This window comes from Jatrophihabitans sp. (genome assembly GCF_036000465.1).
In the GTDB taxonomy this organism is placed as follows: domain Bacteria; phylum Actinomycetota; class Actinomycetes; order Mycobacteriales; family Jatrophihabitantaceae; genus Jatrophihabitans.
Genome location: NZ_DASYFV010000041.1, coordinates 22,876 through 42,106, shown reverse-complemented (window position 1 = coordinate 42,106; position 19,231 = coordinate 22,876). Strand labels below are relative to the sequence as shown.

The window sequence follows — 19,231 nt, the reverse complement described above, 5'->3', positions numbered from 1 at the left end:
GCATATGACTGAACTATGTAGAAGTGAAGGCTATTGCTGAAGCTAGTTCGCGGCCAGGGTTCCGGGCATGACCACCACCGGGCACCGGGCCCGCCGGATGACCTGCGGCGCCACGAGGCCCGCCCGCACCGAGGCCAGCCGACCGGGACTCGGCTCGCCGAGCACGATCAGCTCCGCACCGGCGCCGCACTCCAGCAGCGCCGACACCTCGTTCCTCCGCAGCACCCGGCACTGCACCCCGTGGTCGGGGCCGAGCGCAGCGGCGACGAAGCTCGCGAGCCGCGCTTCGGCCTCCCGCTCGGGATCGGGAAGGTCGCCGGAGAGCAGCGAACCGGGCGGGCGACCGCCCGGCGCGGCCGGCGGGCGGGCCGGGCGCCAGGCGAGCACCGCCGTCACCGTCGTCTTGCGCAGCGCGGCGTAGGTGCTCGCCCAGCTCAGGGCCGCCGGCGAGCCCGTGCGCGGGCTGACCCCGACGACCACCGAGCCGGGCGCGGTTGCGGTCATGCGGTCGCCTCGGCCGCGGCGACGCCGCCCTGCGCCCGCTTGGTCGAGGACAACGGATCAGCGATGTCCTCGAGCGACTTGCGCTCGGAGTTGACGCCGATGAACCAGGCCACGAGACCGCCGATGATCATGATCGCCGCACCGATCAGGTAGCCGACCGTGAGCGGTCCCGTCCTCACATGCGAGTTGTTCGCCCCACCGATGAGGTGGCCGAACAGCCACGGCGCGACGACGCCGCCCGCGCCCTGCGAGATCGCGAAGAAGTACGAGATCGCCTGCCCGCGCAGTTCGAGCGGGAAGATCTCGCTCACCGTCAGGTACGCCGACGACGCGCCGGCCGAGGCGAAGAAGAAGATCACGGACCAGAAGACCGTCTGGGTCGTGGCGCTGAGCATGCCGCTATTGAACATCCAGGCCGACACGAGCAGCAGCAGACCCGAGACGCCGTAGGAGAACAGGATCATCTTGCGGCGACCGATGGAGTCGAACAGCGAGCCGAGCAGCAGCGGGCCGAGCAGGTTGCCGATCGCGAACGGGAAGAAGTAGTACGGCAGGCTGGCCGTCGGCACCTTGTAGAACACGGTCAGCACCAGCCCGTAGCTGAAGAAGATCGCGTTGTAGAGGAACGCCTGCGTCACCATCATCGTGAAGCCGTAGATCGAGCGGCGCGGGTACTCGCCGAAGAAGACCTTGGTGAGCTCGAAGAAGCCGAGCCGCGGCGGATCGGTGACCTCCAGGGCCTTGTCGTCGTCGACCGGCTCGATGTGCACGCCGGTGTGCTGCACGCGCTGCTCGATCTCGTCGACCGTGCGCTCGGCCTCGTCGTTGCGACCGTGGGTCATCAGCCAGCGCGGGCTCTCGGGGATCGTGCGGCGCAGGAAGATGATGATCAGACCGAGCACCGGGCCGATGAAGAAGCCCAGGCGCCAGCCCCAGTTGATCGGCACGTTTCCGGTGTTGAACAGGTAGAGGCCGATCGCGGACCCGATGGCCGCGCCACCCCAGTAGGTGCCGTTGACCGCGATGTCGATACGGCCGCGGTACTTCGACGGGATCAGCTCGTCGATCGCCGAGTTGATGGCGGTGTACTCGCCACCGATGCCGAGGCCGGCGACGAAACGGAAGAACAGCAGCGACCAGTAGTCCCAGGACAGGCCGCCGAGCCCGCTGCCGACGAGGTAGATGGCGAGCGTGGCGATGAAGAGCTTCTTGCGGCCCAGCTTGTCGGTCAGCCGCCCGAAGAACAGCGCTCCGACGACCTGACCGATGAGGTAACCGGAGCCCAGGAAGCCGATCTGGCCCGTCGTCAGCGCGAGGGTGCCGGGCTTGCCGATGATCGGGCTGATCAGCGTCACGATCTGGATCTCCAGACCGTCGAGGATCCACGAGACGCCGAGGCCGACGACCACCAGCCAGTGGAACCGCGTCCACGGCAGGCGATCCATCCTCGCCGGTACGAGACTCCGTACCGACCTGGTCTTCTCCGGCGCAGCGGTGCTCACGTGGTCCTCCTCGGCCTGGGGTGGCTGTCAGAAGATCTGCCCAGATATGACGGGAGATATCCGCCCTTCCGGGAATTGGCGGAGATCAACCCGCGGTCGCCTCGACGTCGCGAGTCGATCTGTCGTCACCGACTCCCCCTCGGTACGGTGCGGCCGGTGAGCATCTACGCGCTGAACCTCTTCGACCTCGCCGACAACGACGATTACCGCGACTACTCCCGTCGCTCCCCCGATGCCGTCGGCCGATACGGCGGCCGGGTCGTCGCGTTGGGCAAGCACATTGACCATCCCGCCGAGCTCGGCGACACCGAGCCCCGGCAGGCGCTCGTCCTGGTCGAGTGGCCCGATCGCGATGCCTTCGACGCATTCCTGGCCGACCCTGCTCTCGCCGACCTGCATCCGCTGCGGGAGAACGGCACGCGACGCTACGTCTGGTGGACCTACGACCGCCTCGACGACCTGCGTCCGCTGCTCCACCGCTGACCGCCTTCTACAGTCGGCATCGTGAAGGAACGCGGGCGCAAGGCCATCGCCACGAACCGGCGGGCCCGACACCTGTACGTCGTCCTCGACACGGTCGAGGCCGGCGTCGTCCTGGTCGGCAACGAGGTCAAGAGCCTGCGCCTCGGACGGGCGTCCCTCACCGACGCGTTCGCCACCGTCGACGACCACGAGGTGTGGATGCACAACCTGCACATCGCCGAGTACGCGATGGGCAGCTGGACGAATCACGCCGTGCGCCGCAAGCGCAAGCTGTTGCTGCACCGCTCCGAGATCCTGAAATGGGAGCAGCGGGTGAACGAGAGCGGGCTGTCGATGGTGCCCCTGTCGCTCTACTTCGACGACGGGCGGGTCAAGGTCGAGCTCGCTCTCGTCCGGGGCAAGAAGACGTGGGACAAGCGCCACGACCTCGCCGCCCGTGACGCCCAGCGCGAGATCGAGCGCAACCTGTCGCAGCACCTCAAGGGGCGGCGACGGGCCTGACCGACCAGCGGACGTCGCGCTGCCGCGCGCAGCTCGGATTGCCCTTCGCGTCGGTGAGTCCGAGCCGTCCGACCAGGACGCCGGACCGTGCGGCCGCGCGCAGCGTGGCGTCGTCGATGTCGGCGATGAGCAACTTGGCCCGGCGGAACATCTCGAAGCCACCCGAGTCGCCGACGGTGCCCCACGAGAGGTAGACGAATCGTGTGCCCGGCCCGCCCTGGATCCACGGGCCGAGCCCATCGATCCGGCCGTCGCGCTCGATCGCCGTGGCCTCGAACTCCCAGGCGACGGTCGCGGCGTCGCCGGGCTGCAGGTCGAGCCACTGGTGCGGATCGTTGCGACGCTGCACCCCCACCTGGATGTTGTCGTGGCCACTCGGGCGCTCCGGGCTCGGGCCGCAGCGTCGCCCGGGCAGGTCCTCACCCTCGGTGCGGATGCGCATGACCCCATCGTGCTCCGGATCCGACTGCTCACGCAGCGGTGTCCTCCCCGGCCGGCTGCGGATCGCCGACGCTCGCCGTGAGCGCGGTGGCGAACCCGCACCACGCCAGGTACGGCGCGAGCAGCGCGGCGGCCGGCCGGTCGCCGTCACGGACGAGCTGCGCCATCTCGGCGGCCACGGTGACGTCGAGCGCAATGCTGACGGCGAGGGCCGCCCGGCGCCGCCCGGCGCCGAAGAACAGCGGTGTCCATGAGGCGTTCAGCCCCAGCTGGACGAGGTGCAGGGCCGTCGCCACCCGCCGCGGCCGCTCCGCCAGCCGCCAGCCGGTCGCGCCGATGAGCAGGTAGAGCGCGCTCCACACCGGGCCGAAGACTCCCGCCGGCGGCGCCCAGGAGGGCTTGTCGAGGCGGGCGTAGATCTCGGGTGCGTTACGGGCGGCGGTGGCGCCGACCGCAGCGGCGACGACGGGCGGTGCGGCGGCGGTCAGCGCCCGGGCCGGACGGTTCATGACCTGCTCGTACCCCCGTTTGCCCGGACGCAAGCGGGCCGTGAGCTGCCTCAGCCGAGGGGGGCCGCGCCCGACGGCACCGGCTCGACCGGCACCCAGTTCGGGTGCTTCCCGGTACGACCGTCGCCGGAGGAACGCCCGCGCAGGTGCCGGTTCACCCAGGGCAGGACGTGCTCGCGGTAGTACCGGGCCTCGTCCGAGACCCGCCGCCGCGCGGTCGGCGCGGGCTCGACCGCGTGCGCCGCGACCGGGTGGCCGAGCGCGGCGAGCACGAGCGAGGCGACCCGCCGGTGCCCGACCGGGCCGAGGTGCAGGCGGTCGGGCGACCAGTAGACCGGGCGCCGGATCTCGGCGTCGGCGAAGGCGTTCACCAGCGTCAGGTCGTAGCGGGCCGCCAGCTTCTCGACCCCCTCGGTGAGGGCCATGCCGCGACGGTGGATCACCCGGCCGAACGGCAGCCCGGCCGACGGGTCGGCTCCGCTCAGCAGCACCAGGCGCACGCCGGCGTCGAGCACCTGCCGGATCGCGGTCTCGGTGCGCGCCAGCAGCGCGTCCAGGTCGATACCGGGACGCATCATGTCGTTGCCGCCGCCGTTGAACGTCATCAGGGTCGGGACCGGGGCGAGGGCCAACGCGGCGGGGATCTGGTCGTCCACGATCGGCCCGAGCAGCCGTCCACGCACGGCCAGGTTCGCGTACTGGATCGGCTCCCCCGTCGCCGCGGCCAGCCCGGCGGCGACCAGGTCGGCCCAGCCCCGGACCGCGCCGTCCCCGACGTCGTCGCCGATGCCCTCGGTGAAGCTGTCCCCCACTGCCACGTAACGCATGGGCTCCATCATCGGACACGGCCTCGCGCCCACATGCTCCGGTACGGCAACGGCCCCGCCCCCCGGTGCGGGGTTCGGGGCCGTTGCTGGGTCAGACGGACCGCGGGCTCGCGATCAGCTGCAGCCGCTGGTGCTGCCGCAACCCTCGCAGACGAAGCAGCTGCCGGCGGGGCGCATCTTGGTGCCGCAGTTCATGCACAGCGGCGCGTCGGCGGAGCTGCCCATCAGCGTCTCGAGCAGCTCGGTCGAGCTGTGCACGCTGGGCGGGGCGGGGCTGGCCTTCTCCTCGACGACGTCGTCGGCGTCGTGGGTCGTGGTCAGCGGTGCGGACTGGGCGAGGGTCTCGAGGTCGAGGTCGTCGCTGTCCTGATCGGTGTCGGCCGGCGCGTACGAGCCGGTGTCGAGCTGGCGGGTGCGCTCCGCGGCGGTGTGGATGCCCATCGCCGAGCGGGTCTCGAACGGCAGGTAGTCCAGGGCGAGGCGGCGGAAGATGTAGTCGAGCATCGACTGAGCCATCCGGATGTCCGGGTCGTCGGTGAGGCCGGCCGGCTCGAAGCGCATGTTGGTGAACTTCTGCACGTAGGTCTCGAGCGGGACGCCGTACTGCAGCGCGATGGAGATCGCGATGGAGAAGGCGTCCATGACACCGGCCAGGGTCGAACCCTGCTTGCCCAGCTTGAGGAAGACCTCACCGAGACCGTCGTCGGGGTAGGAGCCGGCGGTCATGTAGCCCTCGGCGCCACCGACGGTGAACGACGTCGTCTGCGACGGGCGCGCCTTCGGCAGCCGCTTGCGGGTCGGGCGGAACTCGACGACCTTCTCGACGACGGCCTCGGCGGTCGCGCCCGCGTTGGTCTTGCCGGCGGACTTGCCCGCCGACAGCGGCTGGCCGACCTTGCAGTTGTCCCGGTAGACGGCGAGCGCCTTGAGGCCCAGCTTCCAGCCCTGGAAGTAGACGTCCTCGATGTCCTCGACGGTGGCCGTCTCGGGCAGGTTGACCGTCTTGGAGATCGCGCCGGACAGGAAGGGCTGGACCGCCGCCATCATCCGCACGTGACCCATGGCGCGGATCGCCCGGGCACCCATCGCGCAGTCGAACACCTCGTAGTGCTCCGGGCGCAGGCCCGGCGCGTCGATCACGTGGCCGTGCTCGCCGATGAACTCGACGATCGCCTCGACCTGCTCCTCCTGGTAGCCCAGGATGCGCAGTGCCCGCGGCACGGTCTGGTTCACGATCTGCATCGAGCCGCCGCCGACGAGCTTCTTGAACTTGACCAGGGCGAGGTCGGGCTCGATGCCGGTGGTGTCGCAGTCCATCATCAGGCCGATGGTGCCGGTCGGCGCGAGCACCGACGCCTGCGCGTTGCGCCAGCCGTTCTTCTCGCCGATCTTGTTGCCGCGGGCCCACTCCTGGGTGGCCAGCAACAGCACCGCGCGGTCGTTCTCGTGCAGCGGACGCACCGCGTCGTTGGCCGCGGCGTGCTTGCGCATGACGCGAGCGTGGGCGGCGGCGTTGCGCTTGAAGCCGGCGTACGGGCCGACGACGCCGGCCAGCTCGGCCGAGCGGCGGTAGGCGACACCGGTCATCAGCGAGGTGATCGAGCCGGCGAGCGCCCGGCCCCCCTCGGAGTCGTAGGCCAGGCCGGTGGCCATGAGCAGCGCACCGAGGTTGGCGTAGCCGATACCGAGCTGGCGGTAGTCGCGGGTGTTCTGGCCGATCGACTCGGTCGGGAAGTCGGCGAAGCAGATCGAGATGTCCATGGCGGTGATGATCAGCTCGACGGCCTTGACGAAGCGCTCGGCGGCGAAGGTGTTGTCGTCTTGCAAGAAGGTCATCAGGTTCAGCGACGCGAGGTTGCACGACGTGTTGTCGAGGCTCATGTACTCCGAGCAGGGGTTGGACGCGGTGATGCGGCCCGACTCGGGATTGGTGTGCCAGTCGTTGATCGTGTCGTCGTACTGGATGCCCGGGTCGGCGCACGCCCACGCCGCCTGCGCGACCTGGCGGAACAGGGACTTGGCGTCGACGCGCTCGATGACCTCGTGGGTGCTGCGGGCCCGCAGCCCGAACTCGTTGCCCTCGTCGACCGCGCGCATGAACTCGTCGCTGACGCGGACGGAGTTGTTGGCGTTCTGGTACTGCACCGACGTGATGTCGGCCCCGCCGAGGTCCATGTCGTAGCCGGCGTCGCGCAGGACGCGGATCTTGTCCTCCTCGCGCGCCTTGGTCTGGACGAACTCCTCGATGTCCGGGTGGTCGATGTCGAGCACGACCATCTTGGCCGCGCGACGCGTGGCGCCGCCGGACTTGATCGTGCCGGCCGACGCGTCGGCGCCGCGCATGAACGAGACCGGACCCGAAGCGGTGCCGCCGGAGGACAGCAGTTCCTTCGACGAGCGGATGCGCGAGAGGTTCAGACCGGCGCCGGAGCCGCCCTTGAAGATCAGGCCCTCCTCGCGGTACCAGTTCAGGATCGAGTCCATCGTGTCGTCGACGGCGAGGATGAAGCAGGCGCTGACCTGCTGCGGCGACGTGGTGCCGACGTTGAACCAGACCGGGGAGTTGAAGCTGAACACCTGGTGCAGCAGCATCCAGGTGAGCTCGTGCTCGAAGACCTCGGCGTCGGCGGCGGAGGCGAAGTAGCCGTGCTGCTCGCCGGCCGCGCGGTAGGTGAGCACGACGCGATCGATGAGCTGGCGCAGCGACCACTCCCGGACGTCGGTGCCGACCGCGCCGCGGAAGTACTTGGTCGTGACGATGTTGGCCGCGTTGACCGACCAGAAGTCGGGGAACTCGACCCCACGCTGCTCGAAGTTGATCGACCCGTCACGCCAGTTGGTCATGACGACGTCGCGCCGTTCCCAGGTGACCTCGGCGTAGGGGTGCACGCCCGGCGAGGTGTAGATGCGCTCGACCCGCAGACCGTCGTTCTTGTAGACGGGCTTCGGGGTGTCGGACGAGGTGGAGTCGTTCGAGTCTGTCGCGCTCGCGCGGGAGACGTCGGCCTCGGTCATGCGGGGTGTCCTTCCTGGGACTGCGTTGCTGCGGGGGATGCGGAGGGTCGTGACGGGGCTCGGTGCGGAACTGCGGTGATGCAGTGATCAGGGCGCTTGCGCGCGGTGTTCGGCGCGGAACTCGAGAATCGCCTTCTCGAAGTCCTCGACCGAGGTGAAGGCCTGGTAGACGCTGGCGAAGCGCAGGTAGGCGACCTCGTCGAGCTCGCGCAGGGGGCCGAGGATGGCGAGACCGACCTCGTCGCTCGGGATCTCGGCGACGCCGGTGGCCCGAATCGCCTCCTCGACGGTCTGCGCGAGCTGGGCGAGCTGGTCCTCGTCGACCGGCCGCCCCTGGCAGGCCCGCCGTACGCCGCTGACGACCTTGCCGCGGCTGAACGGCTCGGTGACGCCGCTGCGCTTGATGACCGCGAGTGTCGCCTCCTCCACCGTGGTGAAGCGGCGGTTGCACTCGGGGCAGGAACGCCGGCGCCGGATGACCTGGCCCTCGTCCTGCTCGCGGGAGTCCACGACGCGGGAGTCCGGATGACGGCAGTACGGGCATCGCATGTGCCGGCTCCCTTCCCCTGACGACGACGCCTGGCGGCGACGGACCGAGCCGTCCTGTGGACGAACCTGTCGACAACCTGGGGATCCGGCTGTGGATGGACCCGTCCTTCTGTGGACGGGAAACCCCAACTTGTGGACGAACGACATCGGTGTAACTACTACATGTAGGGGTGAACCGTAGAGCGCGACCCAATGTTCCGCAAGGGGCAGTCCCGGCGAGTCGTGAATTCGGTCACCGGACCGGGGTAACGCGGACCCCACATCACGGTCACGCCCGTCGCACGTCAGCGGACCCGCAACTGCTGGCCCGGGACCAGCGCGGCGGGGTCGAGGTGGTTGAGCCGCTGCAGCGTGCTGATCTCGGCCCGCGGGTCGCGCTGCGGCGCGACGCGTGCGGCGATCGACCACAACGTGTCGCCGGACTGCACCGTCACCGTGGCGGGGCCGGCCACCGCGGCGGGGGCGGCGACCGGGGCGAACGCCGCGGCGAGCCACACGAGCGCTGCACCCAGGACGGCGACAGCCGCGGCGACGACCGCGACCCCGCGCCGGGTCAGGCGCACCGGCGTGCACCGATCCGGCGTACTGGGGGCGTGCAGGACCGAGACCGTGCCGGGGCGCGGCGGCCGGGCCGAGACCGGACGGCGGCGCGGCGCTGCGCCGGGTCGACCCGCGACCCGCAGGCCGGGCGGCGGCGAGTCCGGCACCAATCCGGGCAACGACGCCGCCGCGAGGTCGTGGTAGCAGTCCGCGTCGAAGTCGATGGCGAACCCGGTGGCGACCGACATGATGTACTCCTTGAGCCGAAACAGTTCGAACAGGCATTCGAAAGAACGTCTATTCGAATGTGTAACACCAGGGTCCGACAAAAACCATCGAGGACCGGCGTGTCGTTCGAACACGTGTTTGAGTTCGCGCCGCGATCGGGCTAGCGTTCGAGCCGATCACCCGATTCCGGAGGCATCGTCCGGAGCACCACGAAACCGATGCGGATCACGCCCAGCACACGCCACTACAGACCCAGAACAGACACCAGAACAGACCCGGAGCACGGCCCGGAACAGACCCGGGAACACACAGGACCCCGCAGCACGGTCGCTGCGAAATCAGGCTGGAGGCCGCGAGTGACGCAGGAGAAGTCGGGCAAGAAGACATCCGCCGCCCGGACCGGGGCAGCGCGACCGGCGGTGGTCGAGACCGCAGTCGACTCCGCGCCGCGCCGCCCGGGCCGCCCCAAGGTCACCGAACTCCCCGACCCGGTCACCGGCCTGACCCGGCGCCAGCAGGCGATCCTCGACGTCATCCGCGACTCCGTCGAGCGGCGCGGCTACCCGCCGAGCATTCGCGAGATCTGCGAGTCGGCCGGGCTGGCCTCGACCTCCAGCGTCGCCCACCAGCTGTCCATGCTCGAGCGCAAGGGGTTCCTGCGCCGCGACCCGAACCGGCCCCGTGCGGTCGACGTGCGGGGCGGCGAGACCCCGGCCAGGACGAAGGCGGCGCGGCGGGCCGTGGCCGTCACCGACGACGCCCCGCGCGGCGAGGCCCCGGTGTTCGTGCCGCTCGTCGGTCGCATCGCCGCCGGCGGTCCGATCCTGGCCGAGCAGATGATCGACGACGTGTTCCCGTTGCCCAAGGCGCTGGTCGGTGACGGCACGCTGTTCATGCTCAAGGTCGTGGGCGATTCGATGGTCGACGCCGCCATCGCCGACGGCGACTGGGTCGTCGTGCGTCAGCAGCAGGACGCCGAGAACGGCGAGATCGTGGCCGCGATGATCGACGGCGACGCCACCGTGAAGACGCTGCAGCGCCGCGAGGGCCACGTCTGGCTGATGCCGCACAACGAGGCCTACTCCCCCATCAACGGCGACGAGGCGACGATCCTCGGCCGGGTCGTGTCGGTCCTGCGGAAGGTCTGAGCCGGCCGGCCCTCCCCGCGAGCGACAGAGGCTTCCCGACGACAGCCCGCCCGGTCCGACGACCGGGCGGGCTTCGTCGTGTCCGGTTCAGTTCCCGGGCACCGTGCGGGCGGTCTGGATCAGCACCGAGCCGAGCCGGCGATGCACCAGGCGACCGCGGCCGGGCGGCAGCGGCTCCATCTTCACCGCGCCGAGCACCGCGCCCTCGTCCTTGCTGCCCGAGAGCAGCACGCCGGGCGTGCCCATGTCGCGCAGGTTGCGCAGGGTCGGCTCGAACATCCCCTGACCGGAGCCACCGGCCGAGCGGCTGAGCACCACGTGCAGGCCGATGTCGCGGGCCTGGGGCAGGAACTCCAGCAGCGCGTGCATGGGGTTGCCCTGACCCGCGGCGATGAGGTCGTAGTCGTCGATGAGCAGGATCAGCCGCGGGCCGCTCCACTTGGGCACCTCGCCGGCCACCGGGTCGACCTGGATGCCGGCGAGCCGGTCGCGCAGGGCGGCGACGATGTTCGCGCCCACCTCGGGGGCATTGACCGAGTTCATGACGTAGCCGATCTGGTGCGGCGTGCTGATCGCGCCCAGCAGCCCGCGCCGGTAGTCGAAGGTGATCACCTTCGCCTCGTCGGGCGTCCAGCGCTCGGTGATGCCGCGCGCGATGAGGCGCAGCAGGTTCGACTTGCCCGACTCGACGTCACCGATGACCAGGAAGTGCGGCTCGGCGTCGAAGTCGACCGCCACCGGCGACAGCGTGTCCTCGTCGACCCCGATCGGGATCGCCGCACCCGTGCGGGCCACCGGCGGCAGCTGCTCGCGACCGAGCTCGCGCGGCAACAGCCGCACCGGCGGCGCCGTCGGCCCCGACCACGCCGAGCGCACCCGCTGGACGAGATCGGCCACCCCGTCGACGAGGTCGTCGGCGGTGTCGGTGCCGTCGATCCGGGGCAGCGCCGACAGGTAGTGCAGCTTGTGCGGGCTCAGGCCCCGGCCGGGGCTGCCCTCGGGCACGTCCGACGCGACCCGTCGGTCGAACTCGGACTCGGACGGGTCGCCGAGACGCAGCTCGAGCCGGTTGCTGATCAGGTCGCGCAGGGCGGGGCGCAGCTCCATCCAGCGCTGGACGGACAGCACGACGTGGACGCCGTACCCGAGCCCCCGCGCGGCGATCTGGGTGATCGCCGTCTCCAGCGCCTCGTAGTCCTGGCGGACCGTTCCCCAGCCGTCGACGACGAGGAAGACGTCACCGAAACCGTCGCGCGGAGCGGTGCCGTTGGCGACCATGCGGCGGTAGGACGTCATCGAGTCGATGCGGTTGGCCGTGAACATCTGCTCGCGGCCGGCGAGCAGGGCATTGATCTCGGCGATGGTGCGGCGCAGGCGCTCGGGTTCGAGGCGGCTGGCCACCGAACCGACGTGCGGCAGGTCGGCCAGACCGCTGAGCGTGCCGCCCCCGAAGTCGAGGCAGTAGAACTGGGCCTGCTCCGGGGTGTGGGTCAGCGCCATGCCGGCTATCAGCGTGCGCAGCACCGTGCTCTTGCCGCTCTGCGGACGTCCCACGACGACGAAGTGCGCACTGGCGAGGTTCACCCAGTGCGGGTCGCGCCGCTGGTCGAAGGGACGGTCGATGAGCCCGATCGGCGCGGCGAGCGACGGCGCGGGATCCCAGTCGAGGGGACGCAGGCCGTGCTCGGTGTCCTTGAGCGGCGGCAGCAGCTCGTCGAGGCTCGGCGGGGTGTCCAGGGGCGGCAACCAGACCTTGCGCGCGGGCACCCCGGCGCCCTCGAGCCGCTCGACCAGGATGTCGAGCATCGTCTGCGACGGCCCACTGCTCGGCTCGTCCGGCTCGTCGGGACGGGTCGGCTCGGCCGACTCGTCGCGCGGGGCGAGGTAGTCGACCTGGTAGGGCAGCACGTGATGGCGACCGGCGATGTCGCGGTCGGGCCCGGCGCTCGCGGTCTTGGTGTAGGCGCCGGAGACGTACGCGGCCTTGAACCGCACCATGCCCTCGGTGGCCTCCTTGAGGTAGCCGTTGCCGGGGGCGCTGGGCAGCTCGTAGGCGTCCGGGACGCCGAGCACGACGCGGCTCTCCATCGACGAGAACGTGCGCAGCCCGACCCGGTAGGACAGGTGCGTGTCGAGACCGCGCAGCTTGCCCTCCTCCAGGCGCTGCGAGGCGAGCAGCAGGTGCACCCCGAGCGAGCGGCCGAGGCGGCCGATCATGACGAACAGGTCGATGAAGTCGGGCTTGGCCGAGAGCAGCTCGCTGAACTCGTCGACCACGACGAACAGCGACGGCATCGGCTCGAGCGGGGCACCCTGCTCGCGGGCCCGCTCGTAGTCCTTGAGCGATGCGTAATTGCCGGCCGCGCGGAGCGCCTCCTGGCGGCGCACCAGCTCACCCTGGATCGCGTCGCGCATGCGGTCGACGAGGATCAGCTCGTCCTCGAGGTTGGTGATCACCGCCGAGGTGTGCGGCAGGGCGTCGAGGCTCGCGAACGTCGCGCCGCCCTTGAAGTCGACGAGGACGAAGTTCAGCGTCTCCGAGGAGTGCGTGAGCGCCAGGCCGAGCACGAGGGTGCGCAGCAGCTCGGACTTGCCCGAGCCGGTCGCGCCGATGACCAGGCCATGCGGGCCCATGCCGCCCTGCGCCGACTCCTTGATGTCGAGGTCGACCGGCTGGCCGGACGAGCCGACCCCGATCGGAACCCGCAGCCGGTCTCGGGGCGCGCGCGGACGCCAGGTGACCGAGGGGTCGACGGTGCGGGGGTCGCCGATGCGCAGCAGGTCGGGCAGGCTGAGGTCGACGGTGAGCGCGTCGGTCGGCTCGGCGGTCGCGGCCGAGATGCGCATAGCGCTCATCCGCCGCGCGAGCGACTCGGCCGGCACGATGGCGAGCGAGTCGGGCACGCCGAGCGGCGTCCGCGTCTCGCCGCGGTGCTGCTGGCGGGCCACGACCGCGAGCTCGGTGTCGGAGACGTCCAGGCGGAGCACGCCGGGCACAGAGTCGGAGCCGGTGCTCCCGCTCAGGTCGACGACCGTCACCCCCCGGACCAGGCTGTCGACGAGTTGGGCTTCCAGCGGCACGCGGCCACCGTCGACCACGACGACGACGTGCGGCCCCTCGGTGGAGCCGCCCGTGCCGAAGCGGGGACGCCTGGTCAGCGTGTCGCCGAAGAGAGCCTCGAGCCCGAGCAGGTCGTCGCTGATCAGCCGGGTCTGCCCGACGGCGTCGAAGTCGTCGGCCGACAGGGCGTGGGGTAGCCACTTGAGCCACTCCCACTGACCGGCCGCCGGGCCGCCGGTGCAGACCGCGATCATCAGGTCGTCGGGCGAGTGGAAGGCGGCGAGCTGGCCCAGCATCGCGCGAACGAGCCCGCGCGCCGCGCCCGGTGCGCCCGCGACGCAGACGCGTCCGAAGGCGGGCAGCGAGATCGCGACCGGCAGGTCCTTCACCGAGCTGTGCGTGCGGACGAAACGGCGCAGCGCGGCGGCCGAGATCGGCTCGAGGTCCTCGACCGGCTTCGTCTCGGGCGTCACGAGGGTGACCGCCAGGCGCTGCGGGCCGCGTCCGACGCGGGCGGTCAGGAAGTCGTCGTCACCCGGGCGGCGCTCCCACATGCGGGTGCCGACGGCGATGCACCAGAGCGTGTCGGGCGCCGGGTGCCGCCAGGACGAGGCGGCCCGCTGCTGGTCTGCGGCGCGACGCACCTGGCGACGGACCTGCTCGAGGTAGCGCTGGTAGTCGCGCCGGTCGGCGTCGAGCCGGCGACGCTTCTCACCCGACGAGCGCCCCATGCCGCTGAAGGCCATGCCGACCATCGACAGCGCCATCATGCCGCTGGCCAGGTAGGTGACCGGTTGGCCGCCACTGCCGGTCACGAGCAGGGCGGTCGCGCCCGCCCCGGCGATCATCGGCAGGTAGGTGAGCATCTGACCCGCACCGCCGCCGCTCACCGTCTCCGGGAGTTCGGGGGGCGAGTCCAGCACGATCTCACCGCGGGGCTCGTGCGGACCCGTTCGGCGGGCCGGGCGCCGGAACAGCACAGTGCCCACCCGCGACCTCCGTTACCGTGTTGGCGAAACCGGGATGAAAGGCGCCCGGTGGACACGATGCTAACCGCGCCGCCGATTCCGCCCCGGACGGCCTTTGTCGAAGGAAGAGGGACCGTCCTTGTCCGCGAGCGTCGTCTCGAGCAGCTGCCGGCTCACGATCATCTCGTCCACGCTGCGGGTCGACCTCGCCGTCCCCGTCCAGCTGTCCGTGGCCGAGCTGCTCACCATCGTCGTGTCGAGCCTCGGCCGCGAGACCGCCGATCAGGGTGCGGCCGAGGGCGGCTGGGTGCTGCAGCGGGCGGCCGAGTCGCCGCTCGACCCGTCGGCCAGCATCGCGGCGTCCCAGCTGCGCGACGGCGACGTCCTGCACCTGCGCACCCGCGCGACCCACCTGCCCGAGATCGCGTTCGACGACGTCCTCGACGCCGTGGCCGACGGCGTCAACAACCGCACCTCGCGCTGGCAGGACCACCACACCGCCCGCGCCGCCGCCGGCTTCGCCGCCGCCGCGCTCGTGTTCGCGTTCGTCACCCTGCTCGCCGTCGGGCCGTCCTGGGGGCCGAGCGCGGTGACCGCCGGCGTCGCCGCCGTCCTGCTCGGGCTGACCGCCGCGGCGGTCGGCCGGGTGTCGCGGCGTCGCGGCTCGGCGCTCGCGGCCGGCGGGTTCGCCGTCGCCTTCGCCACCGAGTGCGGGGCGACGGCGGTCGGGAACCACCACCGCCTGCTCGCGTTCGGCTCGCCGCAACTGCTGGTCGGGGCCGCCGCGGCCGCGCTCGCCGCCACCCTGCTGCTCCTCGTCATCGGGGCCGGCTTCGCCGGGTTCGTCGCGGTGATCACGACAGCGCTGCTCACCGCGATCGGCACCGGCATCGCCTCGGCCACCACGCTGAGCCCGGCCGGCACCGCGGCCCTGGTCGCGACCGTCGGGCTCGCGCTGTCGCCGTTCCTGCCGACCCTGTCGTTCAAGCTGTCGCGGCTGCCCCTGCCGGCGATCCCGACCGATGCCGCCGACCTGCGCCGCGACACCGGCACGGTCGACACCCGGCAGATCCTCGGGCAGGCGGTGCGGGCCGATCAGTTCCTCACCGGGCTCGTCGGCGGGGTCGCCCTCGCGGTCGGCGGCGCAGCGCTGCTGATCAGCGGGCGCGGCGTCACCGAGCAGGTGCTCGCCGTCGTGCTCGGACTCATCTGCCTGCTGCGGGCCCGGCTGTTCACCGGCCGGGAGCAGCGGGTGCTGCTCCAGGTGGCCGGGGCGACCGCGCTGCTCGCCGTCGTCGTCAGCCGCACGCTCGACGCCCACGGCACGACCCGCATCCTCGCCTTCGCGGCGCCGGCCGTCGCCCTGGCCGTGATCCTCTTCGCGCTGTCGGTGACGCTGCCCGGACGGCGCTACGCCCCGCCGGTGTCGCGTGCGGCCGACATCGTCGAGTCACTTCTCGTGCTGTCGGTGATCCCCCTGGCCCTGGCCGTGGTCGGCGTCTACGGGGCCGTCCGGGTCGCGTCGAGCTGACTCCGCGCGATCGTCTGGTCGTAGCGGCCGGCACCCGCGGGTAGCGGCGCGGAGTCGGGCGCAACGACCCGGGCGAGCTCGAGCACCTGGCTCTCGGCCGCCGTCGGGTCGAGCGACACGTACTCGACCCGACCGCGACGCAGCACGCCGAAGGATCCCGAATCGAGCTGCGCGAGCGGCTGTGCGACGGGCGCGGGCACGCCGAACGCCGTCGCCACCGCGGTGACGACGTCGGGTGGGACGGCCCCGAAGATCGCGAGGTCGGCCCGACCGAAGGCCGAGATGTCGGCGTAGGTCCACTGGGTGCGGACGTCGATGCGGCACTGCCAGGGGCGGACGTCGGCCGGCCCGCGCAGCTCCACCGCGCGGTCGTCGACCAGGAGCGTCGGCCCACCGCTCGGCCGGAGCACCTCGGTCGAGGAGACGACGTGCGACCCGCCGTCGCGCAGCAGTGGCTGCCACAGCTGGGGGCGGGTCGTCAGCACCTGCACCGGCGTGCCGGCCACGGCGGCCCGCAGCGCGATCAGCTGGGCGGGGAACACCCGGGCCGCGAGCGCGAGCCGGGTGCCGGCTGCGCGGAACAGCCGCAGCGTCAGCGGACCGTCCCGGCCCAGTCCCAGCTGCACCCCCGACGCCGGGGCGGCCACGACCGCCGTCGGCCCGAGTTCCAGGTGCACGATCCCCGACCTCACGCCGCTTCCTCCCCCACGCCGATCGGCGTCGTCGCCCGCAACAACTCGCCCTGCTCGCCGTCCAGCGGCTGCAGGACGAGGTCGTAGGCCCGCGCGAGGAGGGCCAGCGAGCGGGCGGCGTCCTCGTGCGCACTCGTCTCGGGGGCACTGAGCCGCACCAGCAGCGCGGCGCGGGGGGCGCCGGGCCGGCGCCGGGCCGCGGGTTGGAGGACGAGCGAGGTGACGACCACGGCGGTCGGGGCCGCCGCGGCGAGCCGGGCGACCCGGGTCGTCACGTCGCCGTCGCCGGTGACCGCGAACAGGGTCGACCAGACGCCGGCGACCCGGATGTCGCGCCGCGACTCGAGGGTCTGCCCGCCACGGCGGCCGCCCGCCGGTCCGGCCGGTCCGAGCCAGGTGCCGAACAGGCCGGCGACGGCGGTCTCGTCGAGCCGGCGCACCCGCAGGTCGGCGGTGGCGAGCACCTGCTCGGCGTGCACCGCGCAGCGGCGCAGGATCTGGTGCACCGCCGCCTGCGACCCGCCGCGAGCGCTCACCGCCTCGGCGGCGCGACGCGTGTCGACGGTCAGCACGCAGTAGCGCGCCGCTAGCGGCGTGAGGGGCGCGGACGGGCCGCTCGGCGCGTTCCCGGCAACCTGCACCGGCGTCGTGACGGTCACCAGCCGCACGCTGGACAGCGCGACGTCCTCGATCTGCAGCAGCCCGGCGAGCACCTGCACCGGCACCGCCGGGTCGTCGTTGAAGACGTCGTCCAGACCGAGGGCGAGGGGCAGGCTCCACGTGGTTCCCGAGCGCACGACGCCGATCGCGCCGCCCCGACTTCCGCCGGGCACCGACTCGATGGCGTAGTCGCCGAGCAGCCCGGCCAGGCCGGTGCGCCGACCCACCCGACGGCGCCGGCGGACGAGGCCCGCCCACGAGCCGAGCACCTGGTAGAGCCAGCGTCGCCGCAGCGGAACCACGGCCGTCAGCAGCACGACCGCTCCCACGGCAGCACCGGCGATCGCCCACCCGCCCCGGGCGGCACGACCGCCGGCGACGGCCGCGGCGGCGACCTCGATGAGGACCAGCTGGGCCCGGGCGAACTGCGGCACTCGTGCTCCTCGTCGTCGTGTCGTCCCGGCATCGATCATCGCAGGAACGGCGCGTATGTCTCGACCCGTATCCTTCCAGGCGAATCGGGCCGCAGCCGTGCGGTCGGGCGCGCGAGGTCGGGAGGCGGACAGGTGCAGACCCGACGGGACCAGTTACAGGCCTACCGCTTCCAGAACCGGCGGGCGCTCGCGGCACTCGTGACCGGTGAGCCCAACGTCCTCGAACCGCCGATGCGCCGGCTGACGGCGACGACCGTCTCCGGGATCATGATCGCGATCCTCATCGCGGTCGGCTTCGCCCTCGTCGGTGTGTTCAAGCCGACCACGGGCAAGGCGTGGAAGGACGCCGGCGCGGTGATCATCGACCGCGACACCGGCGCGACCTACATCTACGCCCAGGACGTCCTGCACCCCGTTGCCAACTACACCTCGGCGGTGCTCGCGGCCGGTACGAACCAGGCCGCCCACGTGGTGCAGGTCGACCGGAGCGACCTCGACGGCACGCCGCGCGGGGTCGAGATCGGCATCCCGGGCCTGCCCGCCTCGCTACCGCCCGCGTCGGGCCTGGTGAGCAGTCCGGTCACGAGCTGCTCGCGGCTGCAGGGCACCTCGGGCACCACCCTGCACGCCCGGGTGAGCCTGCGCATCGGCGACACCGGCCAGTCGCACGCGCTGCCGAGTCCCGGCGCCGGCGTGCTCGTCCGCACCCCGAGCGGCGCGAGCTACCTGCTCGGCCGGGGCCACCGGCTCACCATCACCTCGCCGAACGTCGCCCTGGCGCTCGGGCTGCAGAACACCTCGCCGCTGACCGTCGGCACGGCCTTCGTCGAGAGCGTGCCCCCGGGGCCGGATCTCCGCGCCCCTGCAATCGCCGTCGGCGGGCAGTCCGACTATGCGGTCAACGGGACGCACCCGCTCATCGGGCAGCTGCTGCACATCAGCGGCACCGACCAGTACCAGGTCGTGCTCCCCGACGGCCTGGCCGCGGTCACCTCGGTGCAGACCGCGCTGCTGCGCACGCTGCCCACCGGCACCCCGGCCACCCCGCACAACCCGATCGAGACGCCGGAGAGCGGCCTGTTCGGCACGCACCCGTCGACCGTGGTGTGGCCGCGCATCCAGCAGAGTCTGGCCGGCCTGCCCGACCAGCTGCAGCCCGACGCGATCGCCGCCAACACCCGCACGGTCGACGCGGCGGGCGGGCTGTGCGCGGTGTACGGCAAGGGCAGCGAGGAACCCGCCTTCACGGCGGCCCCGAACTCGCTGCCGTCAGTGGTGTTCGGCGGGGTCGACGAGTCGGTCGACTCCCAGCACGGCCAGGCCGACAGCGTCACGGTGCCCGCCGGGTCGGTCGCGCTCGTCCGCTCGACCGACTCGGCCACGCTCTTCCTCGTCGCCGAGCCGGGCACGAAGTACCCCGCCGCATCGAAGGACGCGATCAACGCGCTGGGCTACGGCTCGGCCACGCCGTCCACGCTGCCCGTGCAGGTGCTCCCGCTGATCCCGTCCGGGAAGAGTCTGGATCCGGTCGCGGCCCGCCGTCCCGTGAGCAATTGATCTTAACCGGGTACTAACGCGACGCGGATCGGATCGCGCCCCGTTCGGCCCACATGTCGGGGAGTGCTCCCCATCGTGTCG

General features: G+C 71.9%; 16 protein-coding genes. 5 read left to right on the top strand and 11 right to left on the bottom strand.

All coding sequences use genetic code 11. From position 1 onward, the window contains the following. Window positions 1-42: 42 nt before the first annotated feature. Window positions 43-504, bottom strand: coding sequence for a universal stress protein (locus VGN18_RS13545; RefSeq protein WP_327540228.1), 462 nt, complete (start codon window positions 502-504; stop codon window positions 43-45). Then, window positions 501-1,949 (bottom strand): MFS transporter, encoded by a 1,449-nt coding sequence (locus VGN18_RS13540; protein ID WP_349259913.1) that lies wholly within the window; start codon window positions 1,947-1,949, stop codon window positions 501-503. The genes VGN18_RS13545 and VGN18_RS13540 overlap by 4 nt, the downstream gene beginning before the upstream one ends. A gap of 213 nt (window positions 1,950-2,162) precedes the next feature. Between VGN18_RS13540 and VGN18_RS13535 the strand changes: the two genes are divergently transcribed. Together VGN18_RS13535 and smpB are read left to right on the top strand one after the other, a co-directional pair. Further along, window positions 2,163-2,489 carry a DUF1330 domain-containing protein gene (locus VGN18_RS13535; RefSeq protein ID WP_327540226.1) on the top strand — a complete coding sequence of 109 codons (327 nt, stop codon included), beginning with the start codon at window positions 2,163-2,165 and terminating at the stop codon, window positions 2,487-2,489. An 18-nt stretch (window positions 2,490-2,507) separates the two neighbouring features. After that, window positions 2,508-2,990, top strand: coding sequence for an SsrA-binding protein SmpB (gene smpB / locus VGN18_RS13530; protein ID WP_349259912.1), 483 nt, complete (start codon window positions 2,508-2,510; stop codon window positions 2,988-2,990). Here the strand turns inward: smpB and VGN18_RS13525 are convergent. From VGN18_RS13525 to VGN18_RS13500, 6 genes are all read right to left on the bottom strand, one after another. Then, window positions 2,968-3,432, bottom strand: a complete 465-nt coding sequence (locus VGN18_RS13525; protein WP_327540224.1) for a DUF5990 family protein — start codon at window positions 3,430-3,432, stop codon at window positions 2,968-2,970. The two genes, smpB and VGN18_RS13525, sit on opposite strands and share 23 nt — an antisense overlap. Before the next feature lie 28 nt (window positions 3,433-3,460). After that, a complete protein-coding gene (locus VGN18_RS13520) occupies window positions 3,461-3,940 on the bottom strand; it encodes a TspO/MBR family protein (protein WP_327540223.1) in 480 nt (159 codons plus the stop codon). Between the two features lie 50 nt (window positions 3,941-3,990). Then, window positions 3,991-4,767 (bottom strand): SGNH/GDSL hydrolase family protein, encoded by a 777-nt coding sequence (locus tag VGN18_RS13515; RefSeq protein WP_327540222.1) that lies wholly within the window; start codon window positions 4,765-4,767, stop codon window positions 3,991-3,993. Window positions 4,768-4,881: 114 nt separating this feature from the next. Further along, window positions 4,882-7,782, bottom strand: coding sequence for a vitamin B12-dependent ribonucleotide reductase (locus tag VGN18_RS13510; RefSeq protein ID WP_327540221.1), 2,901 nt, complete (start codon window positions 7,780-7,782; stop codon window positions 4,882-4,884). Between the two features lie 87 nt (window positions 7,783-7,869). Further along, window positions 7,870-8,331, bottom strand: coding sequence for a transcriptional regulator NrdR (gene nrdR, locus VGN18_RS13505; protein ID WP_327540220.1), 462 nt, complete (start codon window positions 8,329-8,331; stop codon window positions 7,870-7,872). A 284-nt stretch (window positions 8,332-8,615) separates the two neighbouring features. Further along, window positions 8,616-9,119 (bottom strand): LysM peptidoglycan-binding domain-containing protein, encoded by a 504-nt coding sequence (locus VGN18_RS13500; RefSeq protein WP_327540219.1) that lies wholly within the window; start codon window positions 9,117-9,119, stop codon window positions 8,616-8,618. 399 nt (window positions 9,120-9,518) lie between these two features. Here VGN18_RS13500 and lexA point away from each other — a divergent pair, with 399 nt between their 5' ends. Then, the gene (lexA, locus tag VGN18_RS13495) at window positions 9,519-10,247 is read left to right on the top strand and encodes a transcriptional repressor LexA (RefSeq protein WP_414655054.1); all 729 of its coding nucleotides are present in this window, start codon (window positions 9,519-9,521) and stop codon (window positions 10,245-10,247) included. A gap of 87 nt (window positions 10,248-10,334) precedes the next feature. On the opposite strand, the gene eccCa is transcribed toward lexA, so the two are convergent. Then, on the bottom strand, window positions 10,335-14,297 hold the full coding sequence (eccCa, locus tag VGN18_RS13490) for a type VII secretion protein EccCa (RefSeq protein ID WP_327540217.1): 3,963 nt from the start codon (window positions 14,295-14,297) through the stop codon (window positions 10,335-10,337). 118 nt (window positions 14,298-14,415) lie between these two features. On the opposite strand from eccCa, the gene eccD reads away from it, so the two are divergent. Further along, complete coding sequence (gene eccD, locus VGN18_RS13485; RefSeq protein ID WP_327540216.1) at window positions 14,416-15,807, top strand: type VII secretion integral membrane protein EccD; 1,392 nt, start codon at window positions 14,416-14,418, stop codon at window positions 15,805-15,807. Here eccD and VGN18_RS13480 read toward each other — a convergent pair. Both VGN18_RS13480 and VGN18_RS13475 read right to left on the bottom strand, forming a co-directional pair. After that, the gene (locus VGN18_RS13480; protein ID WP_327540215.1) at window positions 15,777-16,499 is read right to left on the bottom strand and encodes a hypothetical protein; all 723 of its coding nucleotides are present in this window, start codon (window positions 16,497-16,499) and stop codon (window positions 15,777-15,779) included. The genes eccD and VGN18_RS13480 overlap by 31 nt on opposite strands. Next, complete coding sequence (locus tag VGN18_RS13475; protein WP_327540214.1) at window positions 16,496-17,593, bottom strand: type VII secretion protein EccE; 1,098 nt, start codon at window positions 17,591-17,593, stop codon at window positions 16,496-16,498. The genes VGN18_RS13480 and VGN18_RS13475 overlap by 4 nt, the downstream gene beginning before the upstream one ends. A gap of 132 nt (window positions 17,594-17,725) precedes the next feature. Here VGN18_RS13475 and eccB point away from each other — a divergent pair, with 132 nt between their 5' ends. Continuing rightward, window positions 17,726-19,150 (top strand): type VII secretion protein EccB, encoded by a 1,425-nt coding sequence (gene eccB / locus VGN18_RS13470; RefSeq protein WP_327540213.1) that lies wholly within the window; start codon window positions 17,726-17,728, stop codon window positions 19,148-19,150. Window positions 19,151-19,231 lie beyond the last annotated feature (81 nt).